This window comes from Sphingomonas sp. CFBP 13706 (assembly GCF_014842355.1).
Lineage (GTDB): Bacteria > Pseudomonadota > Alphaproteobacteria > Sphingomonadales > Sphingomonadaceae > Sphingomonas > Sphingomonas aerolata.
The window spans coordinates 85,875-105,138 of record NZ_JACYVM010000005.1; the positions used below are offsets into that span (position 1 = coordinate 85,875).

The 19,264-nt window shown below is 66.4% G+C and carries 17 protein-coding genes; 5 read left to right on the plus strand and 12 right to left on the minus strand.

From position 1 onward, the window contains the following. Positions 1 to 66: 66 nt before the first annotated feature. Positions 67 to 2,010: a CocE/NonD family hydrolase gene (locus IFS44_RS11110; protein WP_192098501.1), complete on the plus strand. Its 1,944-nt coding sequence runs from the start codon at positions 67 to 69 to the stop codon at positions 2,008 to 2,010. Between the two features lie 122 nt (positions 2,011 to 2,132). Here the strand turns inward: IFS44_RS11110 and IFS44_RS11115 are convergent, their stop codons facing one another. The 10 genes from IFS44_RS11115 to IFS44_RS11160 form a co-directional block, all read right to left on the minus strand. Beyond that, on the minus strand, positions 2,133 to 2,987 hold the full coding sequence (locus IFS44_RS11115; protein ID WP_192098502.1) for a pirin family protein: 855 nt from the start codon (positions 2,985 to 2,987) through the stop codon (positions 2,133 to 2,135). 1 nt (position 2,988) lies between these two features. Further along, positions 2,989 to 3,555 carry an NADPH-dependent FMN reductase gene (locus tag IFS44_RS11120; protein ID WP_192098503.1) on the minus strand — a complete coding sequence of 189 codons (567 nt, stop codon included), beginning with the start codon at positions 3,553 to 3,555 and terminating at the stop codon, positions 2,989 to 2,991. A 133-nt stretch (positions 3,556 to 3,688) separates the two neighbouring features. Next, the gene (locus IFS44_RS11125; protein ID WP_192098504.1) at positions 3,689 to 4,756 is read right to left on the minus strand and encodes a spore photoproduct lyase family protein; all 1,068 of its coding nucleotides are present in this window, start codon (positions 4,754 to 4,756) and stop codon (positions 3,689 to 3,691) included. A gap of 36 nt (positions 4,757 to 4,792) precedes the next feature. Next, positions 4,793 to 5,341 carry a response regulator transcription factor gene (locus IFS44_RS11130; protein WP_197977847.1) on the minus strand — a complete coding sequence of 183 codons (549 nt, stop codon included), beginning with the start codon at positions 5,339 to 5,341 and terminating at the stop codon, positions 4,793 to 4,795. Continuing rightward, the gene (locus tag IFS44_RS11135) at positions 5,338 to 6,648 is read right to left on the minus strand and encodes an ATP-binding protein (RefSeq protein ID WP_192098653.1); all 1,311 of its coding nucleotides are present in this window, start codon (positions 6,646 to 6,648) and stop codon (positions 5,338 to 5,340) included. Before IFS44_RS11135 ends, IFS44_RS11130 begins: the two co-directional genes overlap by 4 nt. 75 nt (positions 6,649 to 6,723) lie before the next feature. Next, positions 6,724 to 7,440, minus strand: a complete 717-nt coding sequence (locus tag IFS44_RS11140; protein WP_192098505.1) for an SURF1 family protein — start codon at positions 7,438 to 7,440, stop codon at positions 6,724 to 6,726. Then, complete coding sequence (cyoD, locus tag IFS44_RS11145) at positions 7,440 to 7,841, minus strand: cytochrome o ubiquinol oxidase subunit IV (protein WP_031395868.1); 402 nt, start codon at positions 7,839 to 7,841, stop codon at positions 7,440 to 7,442. Before cyoD ends, IFS44_RS11140 begins: the two co-directional genes overlap by 1 nt. Beyond that, positions 7,838 to 8,482, minus strand: a complete 645-nt coding sequence (gene cyoC, locus IFS44_RS11150; protein WP_042467557.1) for a cytochrome o ubiquinol oxidase subunit III — start codon at positions 8,480 to 8,482, stop codon at positions 7,838 to 7,840. The genes cyoD and cyoC overlap by 4 nt, the downstream gene beginning before the upstream one ends. Before the next feature lie 4 nt (positions 8,483 to 8,486). Continuing rightward, positions 8,487 to 10,487 (minus strand): cytochrome o ubiquinol oxidase subunit I, encoded by a 2,001-nt coding sequence (gene cyoB / locus IFS44_RS11155; RefSeq protein WP_031395866.1) that lies wholly within the window; start codon positions 10,485 to 10,487, stop codon positions 8,487 to 8,489. A 10-nt stretch (positions 10,488 to 10,497) separates the two neighbouring features. After that, positions 10,498 to 11,610 (minus strand): ubiquinol oxidase subunit II, encoded by a 1,113-nt coding sequence (locus IFS44_RS11160; RefSeq protein ID WP_420894097.1) that lies wholly within the window; start codon positions 11,608 to 11,610, stop codon positions 10,498 to 10,500. 319 nt (positions 11,611 to 11,929) lie between these two features. Between IFS44_RS11160 and IFS44_RS11165 the strand changes: the two genes are divergently transcribed. Both IFS44_RS11165 and IFS44_RS11170 read left to right on the plus strand, forming a co-directional pair. Next, a complete protein-coding gene (locus IFS44_RS11165) occupies positions 11,930 to 13,258 on the plus strand; it encodes an MFS transporter (protein WP_031395864.1) in 1,329 nt (442 codons plus the stop codon). A gap of 317 nt (positions 13,259 to 13,575) precedes the next feature. After that, positions 13,576 to 13,956, plus strand: a complete 381-nt coding sequence (locus IFS44_RS11170) for a hypothetical protein (RefSeq protein ID WP_192098506.1) — start codon at positions 13,576 to 13,578, stop codon at positions 13,954 to 13,956. Positions 13,957 to 13,973: 17 nt separating this feature from the next. On the opposite strand, the gene glpK is transcribed toward IFS44_RS11170, so the two are convergent. Beyond that, on the minus strand, positions 13,974 to 15,467 hold the full coding sequence (gene glpK / locus IFS44_RS11175; protein WP_192098507.1) for a glycerol kinase GlpK: 1,494 nt from the start codon (positions 15,465 to 15,467) through the stop codon (positions 13,974 to 13,976). Between the two features lie 92 nt (positions 15,468 to 15,559). Between glpK and IFS44_RS11180 the strand changes: the two genes are divergently transcribed. Continuing rightward, a complete protein-coding gene (locus IFS44_RS11180) occupies positions 15,560 to 17,140 on the plus strand; it encodes a glycerol-3-phosphate dehydrogenase (protein ID WP_244650200.1) in 1,581 nt (526 codons plus the stop codon). Here IFS44_RS11180 and IFS44_RS11185 read toward each other — a convergent pair. Continuing rightward, on the minus strand, positions 17,116 to 17,940 hold the full coding sequence (locus IFS44_RS11185; protein ID WP_031395027.1) for a phosphoheptose isomerase: 825 nt from the start codon (positions 17,938 to 17,940) through the stop codon (positions 17,116 to 17,118). The two genes, IFS44_RS11180 and IFS44_RS11185, sit on opposite strands and share 25 nt — an antisense overlap. 236 nt (positions 17,941 to 18,176) lie before the next feature. Between IFS44_RS11185 and IFS44_RS11190 the strand changes: the two genes are divergently transcribed. Further along, positions 18,177 to 19,145, plus strand: coding sequence for an outer membrane protein assembly factor BamD (locus IFS44_RS11190; protein WP_056407265.1), 969 nt, complete (start codon positions 18,177 to 18,179; stop codon positions 19,143 to 19,145). The last annotated feature ends 119 nt before the right edge of the window (positions 19,146 to 19,264 follow it).

Genomic DNA, 19,264 nt, shown 5'->3' on the forward strand with positions numbered 1-19,264 from the left:
ACGAACCCGATTGCCCCCGCGCGACAATTGCGCCTAGCTTGGCCGCATCCTCTTCCGGAGCGTTTCATGACCCTCAAGCTCGTCCTTCTTGCCTCGATCGCGCTCGCCACCGTTTCGTCGGCGCAGGTGCCCCAGACTGTTTCTGACAAGACTGCCCCCGCCGGCGGCGACGTGCCGGCCAAGTTCGTCCCCGCCACGGCCAACCGCGACTACGTCAAGCGCGAGGTGATGGTCCCGATGCGCGACGGGACGAAGCTCTACACCGTCATCGTCTATCCCAAGGGGCTGACCAATGCGCCGATCGTGCTGACGCGCACGCCCTATGACGCGAAGTCGCGCGCGACGCGTATGGACAGCCCAAGCATCCTCTCGACGCTGCCGCTTGCCGACGAGATGTTCGTCAAGGGCGGGTATATCCGCGTATATCAGGACGTCCGCGGCAAATATGGTTCGGAGGGCGAGTATGTCGTCACGCGCCCGGTGATCGGCCCGCTCAACCCGACCAAAGTCGATCATGTCACCGACGCCTATGACACGATCGACTGGCTGGTGAACAAGGCGAACCTGCCCGAATCGAACGGCCGCGTCGGCATGATCGGGTCGTCCTATGAGGGCTTCACCGTCGTCATGGCGCTGCTCAACCCGCACCCCGCGCTCAAGGCCGCGGTGCCAGAAAGCCCGATGATCGACGGCTGGATGGGCGACGACTGGTTCCATTACGGCGCGTTCCGCCTCGCCAACATCGCCTGGCTCGGCGGCCAGACCGGCTACAAGGGCGCGGGCAAGGCGCCGCCGACCGGCGGCTATGACGATTACGAGAATTTCCGCCGCATCGGCTCGGCGGGCGACTGGGCCAAGGCGTCGGGGTACGACCAGCTTCCCTATTGGCAGCGCATGGTCGCGCATCCCGCCTATGACGCGTTCTGGCAGGGTCAGGCGCTCGACAAGTTGCTGGCCGCCAATCCCTCGAACGTGCCGACGCTCTGGGAACAGGGGCTGTGGGATCAGGAGGACATGTACGGTGCGATCACCGCCTGGGAGGCGCTGAAGGCGAAGGGCAAGATGGGCAACAACCATCTCGTCATGGGTCCGTGGCGGCACAGCCAGGTCAATCGCGACGGCCGCAGCCTCGGTCCGTTCGAGTGGGACGGCGACACCGCGCAGCAGTTCCGCGAACAGATGGTACTGCCGATGTTCGACCAGTATCTGAAGGACGGCCCCGCGGTCACGCTGCCCGCCGCGGCGATCTACAACACCGGCGAGAATCACTGGGACAAGCTGTCGAACTGGCCGCTCGCCTGCGAGAGCGGCTGTGCCGCGCCGCTCAAGCCGATCTACCTCGGCGCCGAGGGCGGGCTGGGCTTCACCAAGGCGGCGAGCGGCGGCGACAGCTATGTCTCCGACCCCGCCAAGCCCGTCCCGCATCTGCCGCGCCCGGTCAATTTCGGCGACGGCCGCTGGGGCGACTGGCTGGTCAGCGACCAGCGCGGCGTCGATGGCCGCACCGACGTGATGACCTACACGACCGACGTGCTGACGACCCCGGTCCGCGTCTCGGGCGCACCGATCGCGGACATCTATGCCAAGACGACGGGGACCGATGCCGACTTCGTCGTCAAGGTGATCGACGTCTATCCCGACGAGGTCGCGAGCGATCCGAAGATGGGCGGCTATGAACTGCCGATCAGCCTCGACATCTTCCGCGGCCGCTACCGCGACAGCTTCGCCAAGCCGAGTGCGATCCCGGCCGGCAAGACGCAGCGCTACAAGTTCCGTCTGCCGACTGTGAACCACGTGTTCCAGCCGGGTCACCGGATCATGGTGCAGGTTCAGTCGAGCCTGTTCCCGCTCTACGACCGCAACCCGCAGACCTTTGTCCCCAACATCTTCCTCGCGAAGAAGGCGGACTATAAGAAGGCGACGGTAACGATCGAACGCGGCGGCGCGTCGGCGAGCGCAGTGTGGCTGCCGGTGGTCGCGGTCGACCAGTCGGCGGTACTGGCGAAGTAAGCCCCCCACCCCACCACCGTCATTCCCGCGAAGGCGGGAACCCATACTGGCTGACCTCCCGGCGCTGTCACCGAGGCCAGCCAGTCTGGATCCCCGCCTCCGCGGGGATGACGGGCAAGGGCCTAGGCAATAACCGGCGCGGGCCCGAACAGCCCCGCCTGGTAATCGCGGATCGCCTCGCCGATCTCCTGGCGCGTCGTCATCACGAACGGCCCGTGCGCGACGACCGGTTCGTCGATCGGATCGGCATGGCCGAACACCAGCCGCACCGGACCTGACGCCGCGACCTCGACCGTATCGCCGTCCTCACCGAACGTGACGAGATGCCACGGCTCGACGACCGTACCGCCAACCTCGGGCCGCCCCTCGATCACATAGAAGAATACGCTGCGACCGCGCGGCGCAGGCAGTCTCACCTTGCCCCCGGCCGCCAGCTCGACCGTCATCATCGCGACTCGTGTCAGCGACTCAACCGGCCCCGCCTGCCCTTCAAACGTCCCCGCGATCACATTCACGACGCCGTCGTCGACCGCGACCACCGGAATATCCTCACGCTGAAGCCCGGTATAAGCGGGCTTGGTCATCTTCAGCCGCCCCGGCAGGTTGACCCACAGCTGGAGGATCTCGAGCGGCCCGCCGTTGCGCTTGAACGACGCGGGCGAGACCTCGGCATGGATCAGCCCCGACCCCGCGGTCATCCACTGCACGCCGCCCGCGCGCATCACGCTTTCGTGCCCGCCGCTGTCGAGATGCGCCATTTCGCCGCTCAGGATGAAGCTGACCGTCTCGAACCCGCGATGCGGATGAGGCCCGAACGGCAGGCCGTTATTGCCCGGCCGATAGGTCTGCGGCCCATGATGGTTGAGGAACAGGAACGGATCGACCTGCGGCAACTGCGGCCCCGGCAGCGGGCGCCGCGTGACGAGATCGGCGATATTGTCACGCTGGGCGGGATAGGTCCGCAGCACGCGCCGCATCTCAGTTCGCCTCGCGCACGGCCGATGCGGGCCGCTCGATCTCCGCCAGCAGGGCGTCGATACCGCTCAACAGGAAGTCGAGCGTCGACGTGTCGCTCAGCCGCCCGTCGGCGATCTTCTCGTGCACCGCCCCGATCACCGATTGCGGCCGCAGCAGCGTACGCGCGCCGATCGACGCCAGCGTCTCGTTCAGCTGCGCCTGCGCGCGCGCACCGCCGACCGCGCCCGGCGACGAGGTCAGTGTGAACACCGGCTTCCCCGTCAGCGTCGCCTTGCCATAAGGCCGCGACGCCCAGTCGAGCGCGTTCTTCAGCACGCCGGGCATCCCGTGATTATATTCGGGCGACGCGATCACGATCCCGTCCGCCTCGCCGATCGCCGCCCGCAGCGCGGCGACCGCCTCGGGTGGCGTGTCGGTATCGGCATCCTGATCGTACATCGGGATCGCGTTGAGCGGGAAGATCCGCAGTGTCGCCTTGTCCCCCAGCGCGTCGGCGAGCGAATTGAGGATCGCGGCGTTGAACGACTGGCGGCGCAGGCTGCCGGAAATACCAAGAAGGATGGGCATGCAGAAATCTCCTGTTGTCACGCGCGAGCGCCGGGCGACGGCGGCGCGCAAGATCTTGGTATCCAGATAGGCGACGGCACCGGCGCCCACCAGCGCAGGGTCGGCAACGCTGTGTTGCCCGGTTGGGCGGCGATCACGTCCAGTAGAGGATCCGCGCCTCGGGCAGGCGCGCCGCGATCTCGTCGGCGAAGAAGGCGCGCAACGCCCGCATCGTGTCCGCGTCATAGACATATTTGACCGAGCCGAACTTGGTGCGCTTCTCGGTGCGGTTCGCCATGCCGAGATCGAGCGACGAGCCGGGATACCAGGTCTGCAGCACCGCCTTGGACCCGGGCGTGTAGCGATGCGTGATCAGCTCGATCGTGAGGTCCGGGATATCGCCGAGCACCTGCCCCGCCTGCGCGATCAGCTCGGCATAGGCCTCGCGCCATCCCTCGGCGGCGATGATCGGCGCGATCGTCAGCCCGACCTTGTACCCCGCATCTGCCATCCGGCGCAGCGCGACCAGCCGGGCCGCGACCGGGCTCGTGCCGCCCTCGAACCGCGCATAGCCCGCGGGGTTGATCGAGGCGCGCATCCGCGTCCGCCCCGCGTGATCGAGCGCGAGCAGCGGCTCGACCGCATCGAACTTCGTCGTGAAGCGCAGCTGCACGTCCGCCTCCCACGCGCCGAAATGCGCGATCAGCGCGGACAGCGACCCCGTGACATGATCGATCGCGAGCGGATCGGTGTAACAGGACGCCTCGAACGTCGTGCCCTCGTGCGCGCGCGTGGCGGAGCGCGAGGTGACCGTCCCCTGGCCGAGATGCGCGGGAAGCTCGGCCAGGATCTCGGGCAGGTTCGCATAGACCCGCGTGATCGGCGGCCCCTTCAAAGACCCCGCGAGATAGCAATAGCCGCAATGCGCAGGGCACCCTTCGGCGAGATCGACCCGCCAGTCGGCGCTCGGCGCGATCGGCTGCAACCGGCGTTTCGACGGCGGGGCGACGACCAGCGCCAGTGTCGCCTTCGCCTGCGCATAGTTCTGCCGGGGATCGTCGGGCAGGTCGAGGCGAAGACGATCGCTGGGCAGCGTCGTCACCGCCACGTCCAGCGCCCGTGCGCGCGCGACGATCTGTTCGCCATGGTCCCAAAGGAGCGACGACGGCGTCGCGAGCAGGCGCCGCGGCACCCAGAGGCGGGAGGAAGAGGGCGACACCATCGCACCATAACGCCCGCCCCACGCCAAGCGTTGCGGCTATTTGACCGGCCGCTTCTCGAGTTTGCGCGCGAGCGTCCGGCGGTGCATGCCGAGCTGCCGCGCAGTCTCCGAGATGTTGAACCCGGTTTCCGCCAGCGTCGCGTGGATCCGCTCCCATTCGAGCGTCTTGATCGTCGCGCGGCGTTCGGTCACCGCGGTGTCGACCTTGCCCTCGGTCCGGTCGAACGCCGCCTCGATGTCGTCGGTGTTCGACGGCTTGACCAGATAATGCGAGGCGCCGAGTTTGATCGCCTCGACCGCGGTCGCGATGCTCGCAAAGCCGGTCAGCACGACGACGAGGATATCGGGGTCATGCGCGTGCAGCGTCTGGACGCAGACCAGCCCCGACGCACCGCCGAGCTTCAGGTCGACCACCGCATATTGCGGCACGTCGTCGGCGAGCAGCACGACCAGATCCTCATGGCTCGCCGCAAGCCTGACCGCATAGCCACGCCGCTCGAACGAGCGTTTCAGCGTGCGCGCAAACGTCTCGTCGTCCTCGACGATCACGAGGCGCTTGACCGGGGGGATATCGGGCTCGTTCATTCGTCACGCTCCAGGGCGATCGCCGCCAGCGGCAGCATCAACGTCACTTCCGCGCCACCCGTCTCGCGGTTGGCGACCGCCACGCTGCCCCCCAGCTTGCGCATCGCATTGACCGCAAGGAACAGGCCGAGGCCATGGCCGGGATCGCGCTTGCTCGACTGATAGGGCTTGCCGAAGCTTGCCAGCTTGTCGCGCGTGAACCCCGGTCCATGATCGCGGACGATCAGCGCCAGATGATCGCCCGACCGCTCGCCCGAAAACCCGACCCAGGCGGGCGATGCTTCGGCGGCATTGTCGAGCACGTTGGCGATCACCTGCTTGAGCGCGGGATCCGAGACGATCAGCGGATCGTCGCCGAGCCGGCTGGTATAGTCGAACTCGACACCGGCGTGCAGCGCGCGCCAGTCCTCGACGATCGCATCGAGGAAAACATGCAGCGGCACGACCTCGGGCGCCTCGCCGCGCGCCTCGCCTGCCGCCAGGAGGATGTTGGTGACGATCGTCTTGCACCGCTGGACCTCGGCCTGCATCTCGCCGATCTCCTCGAGCATCCCCGCATCGGTGGCGAGCGCGGGCATCCGCTTCCAGTCGTTGAGGATGACTGCGAGCGACGCGAGCGGCGTGCCGAGTTCGTGCGCGGCGCCCGACGCGAGCAGGCCCATGCGGACGATGTGATCCTCTTCCGCTGCCTGCTGGCGCAGATCTGCCAGATGCTCGTCGCGCGCGCGCAGATTGCCCGTGATCCGCGTCATGAAGAGCACAAGCAGCGTCGCGACGAGCAGAAAATTGAGCAGCGACCCAACCGTGTAGAGTGCGAAATACTCCCCCGCATAATCGGTCGGCAGGGCGAGCGGGCGATACCGGATCGTCAGCAGCGCGAAACACCCGCCTGTCACTCCGACGATCGCCCAGCTCGACCAGCGATCGAGCAGCACTGCGCCCAGCACCACCTGCAACAGGTACAGCGCGATGAACGGGTTGGTCGCGCCGCCACTGAGGTAGAGCTGCACGGTCAGCAACCCGACATCGAGCAGCATCGCGAGCAGCAGCTGCGCATTCGCCCCGCGCTGCCAGCCATAGAGCCGCATGCTCGCCAGGTTGAGCGCGACCGACGCCGCCATCGCCAACAGCATCGGCACCAGCGGCAGGTCGATCCCGAGCAGGAAGCGGACCGTCAGCACGGTGACCAGCTGTCCCGCCACCGCGATCCAGCGCAGCGTGACCAGCTGCCGCATGTTCGCGTTGCCCGCGGCATCGGTATCCGCGCGCGCGCGGCTGACCCAGGCCTGCCACCGCGAGGAGTCCATCGCCAATCTCATCGTGTCGTGCGCCGTCACGCGGTCCATCTCTCCTGCGACGCGCTCAACGCGCGACGTCGCCGGTCAGCGCTTATCACGACGACGATCGTGGCGCACGAACACGACGAAGCCGATCACCGTCATCGCGGCGAGGCCGAACCATGTCAGCATGTAGACGAGATGATTGTTCGGAAACGCGATGACGGTCTGGCCGCCGACCGGTGCGCCGTCCCCGACCTTGTCCGCGTCGATGAAATAGGGCGCCGTGCGGCCGAGGCCACGCGCGCCCGCGATCGCAGCGACGTCGCGCGAATACCAGTTGGCGGTCGCGGGATCATTCCTGCGCAGGAACCCGCCACCGGGTTCCGTGATCCGCAGATAGCCGGTCACGGTGACCGGCCCGGTCGGCCGCGCATAGGCGCCGCGCTGTTCGGGCGAGATGTAGCCGCGGTTGACCAGGACATCGAAGCCCTGCGCGGTCCGCAGCGGCGTCATCACCCAGTAGCCGCTGCCGAGCGCCGTGGCGGCGCGGACCAGCGTCGTGCGGTCATGCGCGAAGACGCCGCTCACCCGGATCCGGCGATACGCATCGCGGCTCGCCGTGATCGCCGGCCAGCGCGCTGGCTCAGGTGGCGCGACCGGCGCGGCCTGTGACCGCGCGGCCACCTGCCGGATCAGGTCGAGCTTCCATGCGCGCCGCTCGACCTGCCACACACCCAGCGCGCAGAACCCGGCGAACAGCAGCAGTGCGATGAAGCCCGCCACCCAGATCGCCGGCCGCGGCCGGGCATGCCCTGTCATCACATATCTACCGCGGCCTGCATCGGCATCATGTTGGTGTTGAGGTGATACATGACCCAGATCGAGCCGCTGAGCGTGATCACGACCAGGATGATCGTGAAGATCAGCGCCATCATCGTCCAGCCATTCTCGGACTTTCCGTTCATGTGCAGGAAGTAGATCATGTGGACGACGATCTGGATCACCGCGAACAGCATGATCACCAGCGCGGCGGTCGACGGATCCTTGAACGCGCCGGTCATCACGGCCCAGAACGGAATCGCGGTCAGGATGACCGAGAGGAAGAACCCCTTGAGGTAGCTCTTGCGCGTCCCGTGCGATGCGTGATCGTCGCCATGCCCATGATCGTCATGGGCGTGGTCGGCATGCGCGTCGTGCGCGGTGGCGGGGCGGTCGGTCATCGCAGTGAACCCATCAGATAGACGAAGGTGAAGACGCCGATCCAGATGACGTCGAGGAAGTGCCAGAACATGCTGAGGCACATCAGGCGGCGCTTGTTCGCGGCGATCAGGCCGTGCTTCTGCACCTGCACCATCAGCGTGACGAGCCAGATGAAGCCCATCGTCACGTGCAGGCCGTGCGTGCCGACCAGCGTGAAGAAGGACGACAGGAACGCGCTGCGCGTCGGACCCGCGCCCTCATGGATGAGGGTGGCGAACTCGTACATTTCGATCGACAGGAAGGCGAGGCCGAACAGCCCGGTAAAGGCCAGCCACATCTGCATGATGCGCTGACGCCCTTCCTCCATCGACAGCATCGCGAAGCCATAGGTGATCGACGAGAACAGCAGCATCGCGGTGTTCACCGCGACGAGCGGCAGCTCGAAGATCTCCTTGGGCGTCGGTCCGCCGGCATAGCTGGTGCCGAGCACGCCGTAAGCTGCGAACAGCACCGCGAAGATGAGGCAATCGCTCATCAGGTACATCCAGAAGCCCAGCATCGTGCTGCTGCCCTCGGGATGATGATGCTCTTCGAGCTGGTAGAACGAGAGGGGCTCACCCTTCTCGTCCAGACCGTCCTTCTTCAATGATACCGAAGACATCGCGTCAGGCTCCCTGGGTCGCGAGCATGCGGGTGCGCGCGTCCTCGCTGGCGATCACGTCCTCGACCGGGATGTAGAAGTCGCGCTTGTAGTTGAAGGTGTGGAAGATCGTCGTGGCGAAGATCCCGACCAGCGTCAGACCCGCGAGCCACCACATGTACCAGATCATCGCGAAGCCGAAGGCGATGCTGAGAACGCCCAGCACGACGCCGGTACCCGTGTTGCTCGGCATGTGGATCGCGCGGAAGCCGCTGACCGGCCGCTGATGCTTGCGGTCCTTCATGTCGTACCAGGCATCCAGGTCATGGACGACGGGCGTGAACGCGAAGTTATAGTCGGGCGGCGGCGACGAGGTTGCCCATTCGAGCGTCCGGCCACCCCAGGGATCGCCGGTGTGATCGGCGAGCGCCTCGCGGTTGCGGATGCTGACGAAGATCTGGATCAGGAAGGCAGCGATGCCGACCGCGACCAGTGCTGCACCGAAGGCGGCGATGACGAACCAGATCTGCAGGTTCGGATCGTCGAAATAGCGCATGCGGCGGGTCACGCCCATCAGGCCGAGCACATAGAGCGGCATGAAGGCGAAGTAGAAGCCCGACACCCAGCACCAGAACGACACCTTGCCCCACTTCTCGTCCAGCTTGAAGCCGAACGCCTTCGGGAACCAGTAGTTGATCCCGGCGAACATGCCGAACAGCGTGCCGCCGATGATCACGTTATGGAAATGCGCGACCAGGAACAGCGAGTTGTGCAGCACGAAGTCGGCGGGCGGCACCGCGAGCAGGACGCCGGTCATGCCGCCGATCGTGAAGGTCACCATGAAGGCGATCGTCCACATCATCGGCAGTTCGAACCGGATCCGCCCCTTGTACATGGTGAACAGCCAGTTGAAGATCTTGGCCCCGGTCGGGATCGAGATGATCATCGTGGTGATGCCGAAGAACGAGTTGACGCTGGCCCCCGACCCCATGGTGAAGAAGTGGTGCAGCCAGACGAGATACGACAGGATCGTGATGACCAGCGTCGCATAGACCATCGAGCTGTAGCCGAAGAGGCGCTTGCCCGAGAAGGTCGAGGTGACCTCCGAGAAGATGCCGAATGCCGGCAGGACCAGGATGTAGACCTCGGGGTGACCCCAGATCCAGATCAGGTTGACGTACATCATCGGGTTGCCGCCCGCGTCGTTCGTGAAGAACGCGGTACCGATATAGCGGTCGAGCGACAGCATCGCGAGCACCGCGGTCAGCACCGGGAAGGCGGCGACGATCAGGATGTTGGTGCACAGCGCGGTCCAGGTGAAGATCGGCATCTTCATCATGCCCATGCCGGGCGCCCGCATCTTGACGATGGTCGCGACCAGATTGACGCCGGACAAGAGTGTCCCGATGCCCGCGATCTGCAAGGCCCAGATATAATAATCAACCCCGACATCGGGCGAATAGGCGATCCCCGACAGCGGCGGCATCGCGAGCCAGCCGGTCCGCGCGAACTCGCCGATGAATAGCGACATCATGACGATCACGGCACCAGCCGCGGTCATCCAGAAGCTGAAATTGTTGAGGAACGGGAACGACACGTCGCGCGCACCGATCTGGAGCGGGACGACATAGTTCATCAGACCCGTGACCATCGGCATCGCCACGAAGAAGATCATGATCACGCCGTGCGCGGTGAAGACCTGGTCATAGTGATGCGCGTTAAGATAGCCTTCGCTACCCCCGAACGCCATCGCCTGTTGCAGGCGCATCATGATCGCGTCGGAGAAGCCGCGCAGCAGCATGACGATCGCGAGGATCATGTACATGATCCCGATCTTCTTGTGATCGACGCTGGTGAACCACTGGTTCCACAGATAGCCCCACACCTTGAAATAGGTGAGCGCGGCCAGCAGCGCGGCACCGCCGATCGCCACCATGCCGAACGTCGCGACGACGATCGGTTCATGCAGCGGCAGCGATTCCAGCGTCAGTCGGCCGAAGATCGTCTTCAATATGGAGTCTGACATGAGCTTTTCTCTAGCCGTTCGCGACGGGGCGCGAGCCCGGCATGGTTGAGGGGGTCAGCATGGTGTGATTGCGGTTGGCAGGCGAGCCGGGCGCGGCGTTGGCGCCGTCGCGTTTTATGTCGGCTGGCGCAGACCAATGTTTCCCGCTCCCCTTTTCGTCGCCGTCCTTCATCAAGCCGCCCTCGGGTCGGGGGCCGGCATCCTGCGGCCCGCTGCCGCCATTGACGCCGGGCATCGCCATGCCGTCATGCGGGTTCTTGCCCATCATGTCCGACATGCACGGCTTGCCGGGCTTCACGCACTGCTCGACGATCGCCTTGAACAGCGAACTCTCGACACCGCCGAAATAGCGGACCGGCACCTTCTCGCTCGGCTTTTCGAGCTGCATGTAGTTGGCACGGTTCAGACCGCCGCCGCCGTTCCGGACCTTCGCGACCCAGGCATCGAAGCCAGCGTCGGACACGCCGTGGAAACGGAAGCGCATGCCCGAAAAGCCTGCGCCGCTGTAGTTGGACGAGAAGCCTTCGTAATTGCCGGGCTTGTTGATCACCGCGTGCAGTGTCGTCTCCATCCCGGGCATGGTGTAGATCATGCCGGCGAGCGCGGGGATGTAGAAGGCGTTCATGACCGAGGACGAGGTCATCTTGAAGCGCAGCGGGCGATCCACCGGCGCGGCCAGTTCGTTGACCGTGGCGATGCCGTATTCGGGATAGATGAACAGCCATTTCCAGTCGAGTGCGACCACCTGGACGTCGAGCGGCTTACCGCCCGTGATCGTCTGCTGGTTACCCGCGAGCTGCCCCACCGGCGTGTTCTCGCCGATATCGCCGCTCTGCGCGGAGATGCGGCCGAGCGGACGATAGGGATCGAGCAGATGCGTGCTGGTCCAGGTCAATGCGCCTAGTGCGATGATGATCAGCAGCGGCACGCCCCAGATCAGCAGCTCGAGCCCGACCGAGTGATCCCAGGTCGGCTCGTACTTCGCGCTCTTGTTCGTCTGCCGGTAGTGATAGGCGAAGAACAGCGTCAGCGCGATCACCGGGACGATGATGATGAGCATCAGCCCGGTGGAGATGAGGACCAGGTCACGCTGCTGCACCGCAATATCGCCAGATGGCGACATCACGACCCAGTTGCATCCACTGATCAACAGCGCGGGCAGCAGGGCTGCTGCGCGTAAGAGCCAGGATCGGGGCCTGGAATTCGATAGCTCGGCGGTCATGTACTCGCCCCTACGCCGCTGTTAGATCATTCCATAGTGGACAATTTGTCCAATGGGCGCCGCACTGCAGCAAAGGCATGGCGCTCATGATGCGACAGAGATAGGTCTCTCGGTGTGACTCCGAAAGGCCCTGCCCGCAGTCGACGAAAAGGCGTATGATCGGTGCGCCGTCCGAAAAGGCCATTGGGCGGCGAGCCGCCTCACGGAAGCGAGTTTGAGAATGAGTGCACACGCCGCATCGACGTCTTTTGAAGACGATGCCCGCGATCTTCACGATCACGGGAAAAAGGTGTCGCCGGGCGAGATCGCAATCGGCGTCGTCATCGGACGCACGTCCGAGTTTTTCGACTTTTTCGTCTATGCGATCGCCTCGGTCATCGTCTTCCCGACGCTGGTCTTCCCCTATGTCGACCGGCTGCAGGGGACGATCTACTCCTTCGCGGTGTTCGCGCTCGCCTTCATCGCGCGCCCGCTCGGGTCGGTGATCTTCATCGCGGTCGATCGGCTCTATGGCCGCAGCGCCAAGCTGACGATCGCGCTGTTCCTGCTCGGCACAGCGACCGTGGCGATGGGCTTCCTCCCCGGCTATGCGCAGGTCGGCAACTGGTCGGTCGTGCTGCTGTCGATCCTGCGTATCGCGCAGGGCATCGCGCTCGCGGGTGCCTGGGACGGCCTCGCCTCGCTGCTCTCGCTCAACGCGCCCGAGGGTCGCCGCGGCTGGTACGCGATGCTGCCACAGCTCGGCGCGCCATTCGGCCTGCTGGTGGCCAGCGGCCTGTTCGCCTTCTTCGTCGCGACGCTGCCGGCCGCCGACTTCATCGACTGGGGCTGGCGCTATCCGTTCTTCGTGGCCTTCGCGATCAACGTCGTCGCGCTCTTCGCCCGCCTCCGCCTCGTCGTCACCCCTGAGTTCACGACGTTGTTCGAATCGCGTGCGCTACAGCCGGCGCCCGTGCTCGACACGATTCGCGCGGAAGGCCGCACCATCGTGCTCGGCGCCTTCGCCCCGCTCGCCAGCTTCGCGCTGTTCCACATGGTGACGGTGTTCCCGCTGTCGTGGATCGTGCTGTTCACGCGCGAGACGCCAGGCCGGTTCCTGACGATCGAAGTGATCGGCGCGGCAATCGGCCTGTGCGCGACGCTCGTGTCGGGACTGCTCGCGGATCGCATCGGTCGCCGTACGCTGCTCGGCAGCACCGCGGTGCTGATCGCGCTGTTCGCGATCGGCGCGCCGATGCTGCTCGACGGCGGCGCGACCGGTGAGTGGGTGTTCATGATCGTCGGCTTCGCGCTGTTCGGCCTGTCGTTCGGCCAGTCGTCGGGCTCGCTCGCGACCAGCCTCGGCAAGACGCACCGTTATACCGGGTCGGCGCTGACGACCGATCTGGCCTGGCTGTTCGGTGCGGGCTTCGCCCCGCTCGCCGCACTGCTCCTGTCGAGCAAGCTCGGCCTCGCTGCCAGCGGCGCCTATCTGTTCTCGGGTGCGGTCTGCACGCTGATCGCGCTTGGCGTGAACAAGGAACTGGCGAAGCGCGCCAACGAGGGCTGAGCTGACCGGCGGGCCGGCTTACAGCTGCCCGCCTATCCAGACTGCACGACTGACGTCACCCGCCGCACCCGCGGCGGGTGACGTTACGGTTTTCAGGCCCGGTCGAAACCCTACCCGTCGGTACAAAAGGCGATTGACGCCCGCCCGCGCTTACTATACCGAGCGGTATCGAAGACGATCGGGGTCCAGGGATCCTGCTCCGGTCTTCACCTACCGATGATTTTGCTGCCGCCCCGAAGCGCTGCACCATAACTCGACCTGTTTCCCACGCGGCACCCTCGCCGCGTGCCCCTTTGTCCATCCGAAGAGACCCGACCATGGCCTATCTCGACCTCGACAACCTGTTCGCCGCCCCCGTCGCCAGCCGGCCGACGATCAGCGCCGTGCAGACCGAAGGCCGGGCCGGGTACACGCAGCTCGAATGGCACGTCATCATGCTCGCCAAGAATGACGGCCTGCGCAGCCTGGCGGTGCCGGGACGGCTGGACCGCGCGCTGCGGACCATCTTCGGCCTGTCGGAGCGATCGCCGCTGGCCGATCCTCGGCTCGAGGCGCTGCGTCGGCTCTCGGTCCATGCGTGGCGCCACGGCTTCGCGCTGCCGGTCGCCGAGATCGAGCGGTTCCTCGCCGCCGGGTTCCATCGCGGCCAGATCGAAGTTCTGGTCCAGCGCGTGACGGGCCTGCGCGTCGCATCCTGAGCCGGCCCCGCCGATCGTCAGTCCGTACTGAGCGCCTTGCGTAACGCGGCGTGCCAGCCGGCGATCAGCGCGGCGCGGTCGCTCGCCCCCATCCGCGGTTCGAAACACGCCCCCCGCCGCCACGTCTGCGACAACGCATCGAGATCGGGCCAGACGCCGGTCGCCAGCCCCGCATGGAACGCCGCGCCCAGCGCGGTCGTCTCGAGATGCGTCGGCCGCTCGACCGGTGTCTCGAGCATGTCGGCGAGAAACTGACACAGCCAGTCGTTCGCCGCCATGCCGCCGTCGATCCGGAGCGTCGCGGGCGCCGCGCCGCCATCCGCGACCATCGCCTGCGCCAGATCGAGCGTCTGATAGCCGACCGCTTCGAGCGCCGCGCGCGCGAGATGCGCGCCCGTCGCGCCCAGCGTCAGCCCGGTGATAAGTCCGCGCGCGCCGGGATCCCAGTGCGGCGCGCCCAGCCCGACAAAAGCGGGGACCATGTAGACGCCGTGGCTGTCGGGAACCTCGGTCGCCATGTCGTGCGTCTGGTGCGCGCTGGTGATCACGCCGAGCCCGTCGCGCAGCCACTTGACCGCCGCGCCGGCGACGAAGATCGATCCCTCCAGCGCATAGGTCATCTGCCCGTTCAGCCGATAGGCGGGCGTGGTCAGCAACCTGTGGTCGGACGCGATCGCCGTGTCACCGGTGTTGAGCAGCATGAAACATCCCGTTCCATAGGTCGACTTGACCATGCCGCGCGCGAAGCAGGCTTGGCCGAACAACGCCGCCTGCTGATCCCCCGCCATTCCCGCGATCGGGATCGGGACGTCGAACAGCCCGGGCGTGGTCGTGCCGAACACATGGCTGTTGTCGTTTACCTCGGGCAGCATCGCCTGTGGCACGCGCAGCAGCCGGCACAGCGCGTCGTCCCAATCCTGCCGGCGAATGTCATAGAGGAGCGTGCGCCCGGCATTGGTCACGTCGGTCGCATGCACCGCGCCGCCGGTGAGCCGCCACAAAAGGAAACAGTCGATCGTGCCAAAGGCCAGCGCGCCCTTGTCCGCGCGCGCACGCGCACCCGGCACGGTGTCGAGGATCCACGCGATCTTGGTCGCGGAGAAATAGGGATCGAGCAGCAGGCCGGTCTTGTCGCGGACCATCTGTTCCGCCCCCTCGGCCTTCAGGCTCTGACACACATCCGCGGTGCGGCGGTCCTGCCAGACGATCGCGGGGTAGATTGGCGTGCCCGTCGCGCGATCCCAGACGACGACGGTTTCGCGCTGGTTGGTGATGCCGATCGCCGCGATGTCGCGCGTTGGCACGCCGCCGCGTGCGATCGCCTCGCGCGCGGTCGCCAGCGTGTCGCGCCAGATGTCCTCGGGGTCATGCTCGACCCAGCCGAGTCGCGGATAATGCTGCGCGAATTCGCGCTGCGCCGTCGCGACCGGTCTGGCCGTCGCATCGAACAGGATGCTGCGCGTCGATGTCGTACCCTGATCGATCGCTAGGACGTGCGTGGCTTGGCCCATGCGGCTCTCCTTTGCGACCGCTCTAGGCCGCCCCACCGCCCCGCGTCGAGGCTAGCCACCGGTCGGCCCGCGGTGGTAAACGGGAGACGATGATGAAAACGCCCGCGAAATTCGACGTCGACCTGTTGATCGTCGGTGGCGGCATCAACGGCACCGGGATCGCGCGCGATGCCGCCGGGCGCGGGCTGTCGGTCCTGCTGGTCGAGCAGGACGATCTGGCCAGCCATACCTCGTCGGCCAGCACCAAGCTGATCCATGGCGGATTGCGCTATCTCGAATATGGCGAGCTCCGGCTGGTGCGCGAGGCGCTGATCGAACGCGAGCGGCTGCTGGCGATCGCGCCGCACATCATCTGGCCGCTGCAGTTCGTCCTGCCGCAGACGCATTCGCCGCGTCCCGCCTGGATGGTCCGGCTCGGGCTGTTCCTCTACGACCATCTGGGCGGCCGCAAGATCCTGCCCGCGACGCGGACCGTGCGTCTCGACCGCGATCCGCTGGGCGACGGGCTGAAACCCGGCGCGACGCGTGCCTTCGTCTATTCGGATTGCTGGGTGGAGGACAGCCGGCTGGTCGTCCTCAACGCGCGCGACGCGGCAGAACGCGGCGCGACGATCCTGACGCGTACCCGGCTGGTCGCGGCGGCCCGTCAGGATGGCGGCTGGTCCGCGACGATCGGCGATGCGCAGGGCGAGCGGACCGTCACCGCCCGCGTGCTCGTCAACGCGGCGGGACCCTGGGTCGCCGATGTGCTGGGGAAGGTGCCCGATTCGCGCCGCGACCGCGGCGTCCGGCTGATCAAGGGCAGCCACATCGTCGTGCCGCGCCTCTATGCGGGCGATCACGCCTTGCTGTTACAGAACCCGGACAAGCGCGTCGTCTTCGCGATTCCCTATGAAAGTCGCTTCACGCTGATCGGCACCACCGACGAGGCATGGCAGGGCGCCCCCGGCCCCGCGACGATCGACGCCGCCGAGACCGCCTATCTATGCGACACCATCGACCGGTATTTCCAGCGTGGCATCACCCCCGCCGACATCGTCTGGAGCTATTCGGGGATCCGCCCGCTCTATGACGATCATGCGGCCAGTGCGTCGGCGGTGACACGCGACTATGTGCTCGATCTCGATGCCGCGGAGGATCGCGCGGCGATGCTGAGTATCTTCGGCGGCAAGATCACGACTTATCGCAAGCTCGCCGAGCACGCGATGATCCAGCTTGCCCCCTTCTTCCCCGATCGAAGCACGGACCTGACAAAAAGCTGGACCGCGACGGTCGCGCTGCCCGGTGGCGATCTGCCCGAGAGCGATTTCGACCGGTATCTCGCAGCGCTGATCCGGACGTACCCAGACCTGTCGACCACGCTGCTGCGCCGACTCGGCCGCGCCTACGGTACGCGGGTGGACCGGATCCTCGGCGCGGCGCGGACCACCACCGAGCTTGGCGAGGATTTCGGCGCGGGGCTTCATGCCGCCGAGATCGACTATCTCGTCGATCAGGAATGGGCACGGTCGGCGGCCGACATCCTGTATCGCCGCAGCAAGCTTGGGCTGCACGTACCAACCGACGCCGCCGCACGGATCGACGCGTATCTGGCCGGTCGCATCGATGGGGCGGCGGGAGGCGCATCGCCCCCCGCCGCAGCGCCCGATCAGATCCGCGTGTCGCCCGCATAGGCGAACAGCAGGTCGGCATCGTCGCTGGCCTCGATCCGCTCGGACCCGGTCACGGTCACGCACTCGCCCGCCTTGAACGCGACGCCCGCGACGCTGCCCGATCCGGTGATCGGGATCAGCCAGGCGGTCCGCCCCTCGGGCAGGGTCACCGCATGCTCGCCACCGGTCCAGCGCTCGAGCACGAACTTGGGGCCTTCGACCTGGATCGTCCGGCCTTCGGAAACGACGCCCGGCGACGTGATCGGCTGATAGGGCACCGGGTCTGAAACCGCGATGCCGTCGTCGAGGTGCAGTTCGCGGTCGCTGCCATAATCGTAAAGGCGATAGGTGGTTTCCGAGTTCTGCTGGACTTCGATCACCGTCAGGCCGCCGCCGATCGCGTGGATCGTGTCGGAGGCGCAGTACATGAAATCGCCCGCCTTGACCGGCTTCCAGTAAAGCTTGTCCTCGATGGTGCCGTCGATCGCGGCCGCGCGCAGGTCGTCGCGCGACATCGGCGCCTTGGTACCGACGGCGATCGTCGAATCGGGTTCGGCGGCCAGTACCGTCCAGCATTCGTCCTTGCCTCGTGGCAGGCCGCGCGCATGCGCCTGGTCGTCGTCGGGATGGACCTGCACCGACAACTTCTCGCTGGTGAACAGATATTTGATCAGCAGATCGGGGGTCGTGTCGCCGGGCTCCTGAAACCAGACCTCGCCGATCGCCGGCGCACCGGGGGCGGGATCGTCAAAGCCGGGCCACAGCGTGTGGCGTCCCCAGGGCTTCTCGACACGATGGGTGTGAAGCAGGGTGGCGGGCATCAAACGTTCCTTCTCAAGGCTGGCGGACTGGCGCGACATAGCGCCCCGGGGCCCAACTGGCGAGACGCCGGGAATGTCCCGTCGTCGACGCGACATCGCGCCAGGCGTATCGCGCCCGTCGACCGGTGAATTGTGGCTGAATAGACCGCCCCGAAGGCCGCTGCTTCAGACGCCTCCAAACCCCCTCGCTAGGGGGGATTGTTCGCGTGCCCCCGGTTACGCTAAGGACGACGTCCATGCGTATCCCCCAGTCTCGCGCGCTCTCGATCGCGCTCCTCGCCGCCATAGCGCTCCCCATGGCCGGGTGCGCGAGTTCGCGCACCTCCACCGACATCCCGTATGTCGCGCGCGACGTGGGCACGCTCTACTCGCTGGCGAAGAAGCGGCTCGACCAGGGGCGCTACAAGGAATCGGCGCAGCTGTTCGACGAGGTCGAGCGCCAGCATCCCTATTCGATCTGGGCCCGCCGTGCGCAGATCATGAGCGCGTTCAGCTATTATCTCGACACCGACTATACCAAGTCGATCCAGTCGGCGCAGCGGTTTATCGCCGTCCACCCCGGCAACCGCGACGCGCCCTATGCCTATTACCTGATCGCGCTCGGCTATTACGAGCAGATCACCGACGTCACGCGCGACCAGAAGATCACGCGCCAGGCGCTCGACGCACTGGGCGAGCTGACGCGGCGGTATCCGAACACGCGCTATGCGTCGGATGCGCGGCTGAAGATCGATCTCGTCAACGATCACCTTGGCGGCAAGGAGATGGAGATCGGTCGCTTCTACGAGACGCGCGGCCAGTGGCTCGCGGCGAACGGGCGGTTCCGCACCGTGATCGACCAGTATCAGCAGACCACGCACACCCCCGAGGCGCTGATGCGTCTGACCGAGACCTATCTCGCGCTTGGCGTGCCGATCGAGGCCGAGAAGGCCGCGGCCGTGCTGGGTCGCAACTATCCGGGCACGCCCTGGTATCAGCGCGCGTACAAGCTGATGCAGGAGCATCCGGTCAAGCCGCTGGCACCGATCGCGACGGGCGCGCAGATCGTCCCCGCCGGCACCCCCGGCGCGCTCCCCGCCGCTGGCCTCGGCGAGACCCCGGCAATCCCAGGCTCGCCCGGCAATGGCGGCTCTGGTTCCGCTGCGGCAGGCGGGTCGGGCCCGGTCGGCCCCGCCGGCACGACGCGCACCACGCCAGGCAACTAAGGACATAGGGGCTCGGCCCCGTCCCCCGAGCAACGTCATCCTGACGAAAGTCAGGACCCAGAGCCATCAACGGCACGCGCGTAACCCTGGGTCCTGACGTTCGTCAGGATGACGATTGG

What these genes read in the sequence shown, in the direction of transcription:
- IFS44_RS11120 (WP_192098503.1), bottom strand. Translation starts at nt 3,555, where the DNA reads ATGCCCATCCTTCTTGGTATTTCCGGCAGCCTGCGCCGCCAGTCGTTC.
- cyoB (WP_031395866.1), bottom strand. Translation starts at nt 10,487, where the DNA reads ATGTCAGACTCCATATTGAAGACGATCTTCGGCCGACTGACGCTGGAA.
- IFS44_RS11190 (WP_056407265.1), top strand. Translation starts at nt 18,177, where the DNA reads ATGCGTATCCCCCAGTCTCGCGCGCTCTCGATCGCGCTCCTCGCCGCC.
- IFS44_RS11185 (WP_031395027.1), bottom strand. Translation starts at nt 17,940, where the DNA reads ATGCCCGCCACCCTGCTTCACACCCATCGTGTCGAGAAGCCCTGGGGA.
- IFS44_RS11180 (WP_244650200.1), top strand. Translation starts at nt 15,560, where the DNA reads ATGAAAACGCCCGCGAAATTCGACGTCGACCTGTTGATCGTCGGTGGC.
- glpK (WP_192098507.1), bottom strand. Translation starts at nt 15,467, where the DNA reads ATGGGCCAAGCCACGCACGTCCTAGCGATCGATCAGGGTACGACATCG.
- IFS44_RS11170 (WP_192098506.1), top strand. Translation starts at nt 13,576, where the DNA reads ATGGCCTATCTCGACCTCGACAACCTGTTCGCCGCCCCCGTCGCCAGC.
- IFS44_RS11135 (WP_192098653.1), bottom strand. Translation starts at nt 6,648, where the DNA reads ATGGACTCCTCGCGGTGGCAGGCCTGGGTCAGCCGCGCGCGCGCGGAT.
- IFS44_RS11110 (WP_192098501.1), top strand. Translation starts at nt 67, where the DNA reads ATGACCCTCAAGCTCGTCCTTCTTGCCTCGATCGCGCTCGCCACCGTT.
- IFS44_RS11125 (WP_192098504.1), bottom strand. Translation starts at nt 4,756, where the DNA reads ATGGTGTCGCCCTCTTCCTCCCGCCTCTGGGTGCCGCGGCGCCTGCTC.
- IFS44_RS11160 (WP_420894097.1), bottom strand. Translation starts at nt 11,610, where the DNA reads ATGTCGCCATCTGGCGATATTGCGGTGCAGCAGCGTGACCTGGTCCTC.
- IFS44_RS11165 (WP_031395864.1), top strand. Translation starts at nt 11,930, where the DNA reads ATGAGTGCACACGCCGCATCGACGTCTTTTGAAGACGATGCCCGCGAT.
- IFS44_RS11115 (WP_192098502.1), bottom strand. Translation starts at nt 2,987, where the DNA reads ATGCGGCGCGTGCTGCGGACCTATCCCGCCCAGCGTGACAATATCGCC.
- cyoC (WP_042467557.1), bottom strand. Translation starts at nt 8,482, where the DNA reads ATGTCTTCGGTATCATTGAAGAAGGACGGTCTGGACGAGAAGGGTGAG.
- IFS44_RS11140 (WP_192098505.1), bottom strand. Translation starts at nt 7,440, where the DNA reads ATGACAGGGCATGCCCGGCCGCGGCCGGCGATCTGGGTGGCGGGCTTC.
- IFS44_RS11130 (WP_197977847.1), bottom strand. Translation starts at nt 5,341, where the DNA reads ATGAACGAGCCCGATATCCCCCCGGTCAAGCGCCTCGTGATCGTCGAG.
- cyoD (WP_031395868.1), bottom strand. Translation starts at nt 7,841, where the DNA reads ATGACCGACCGCCCCGCCACCGCGCACGACGCGCATGCCGACCACGCC.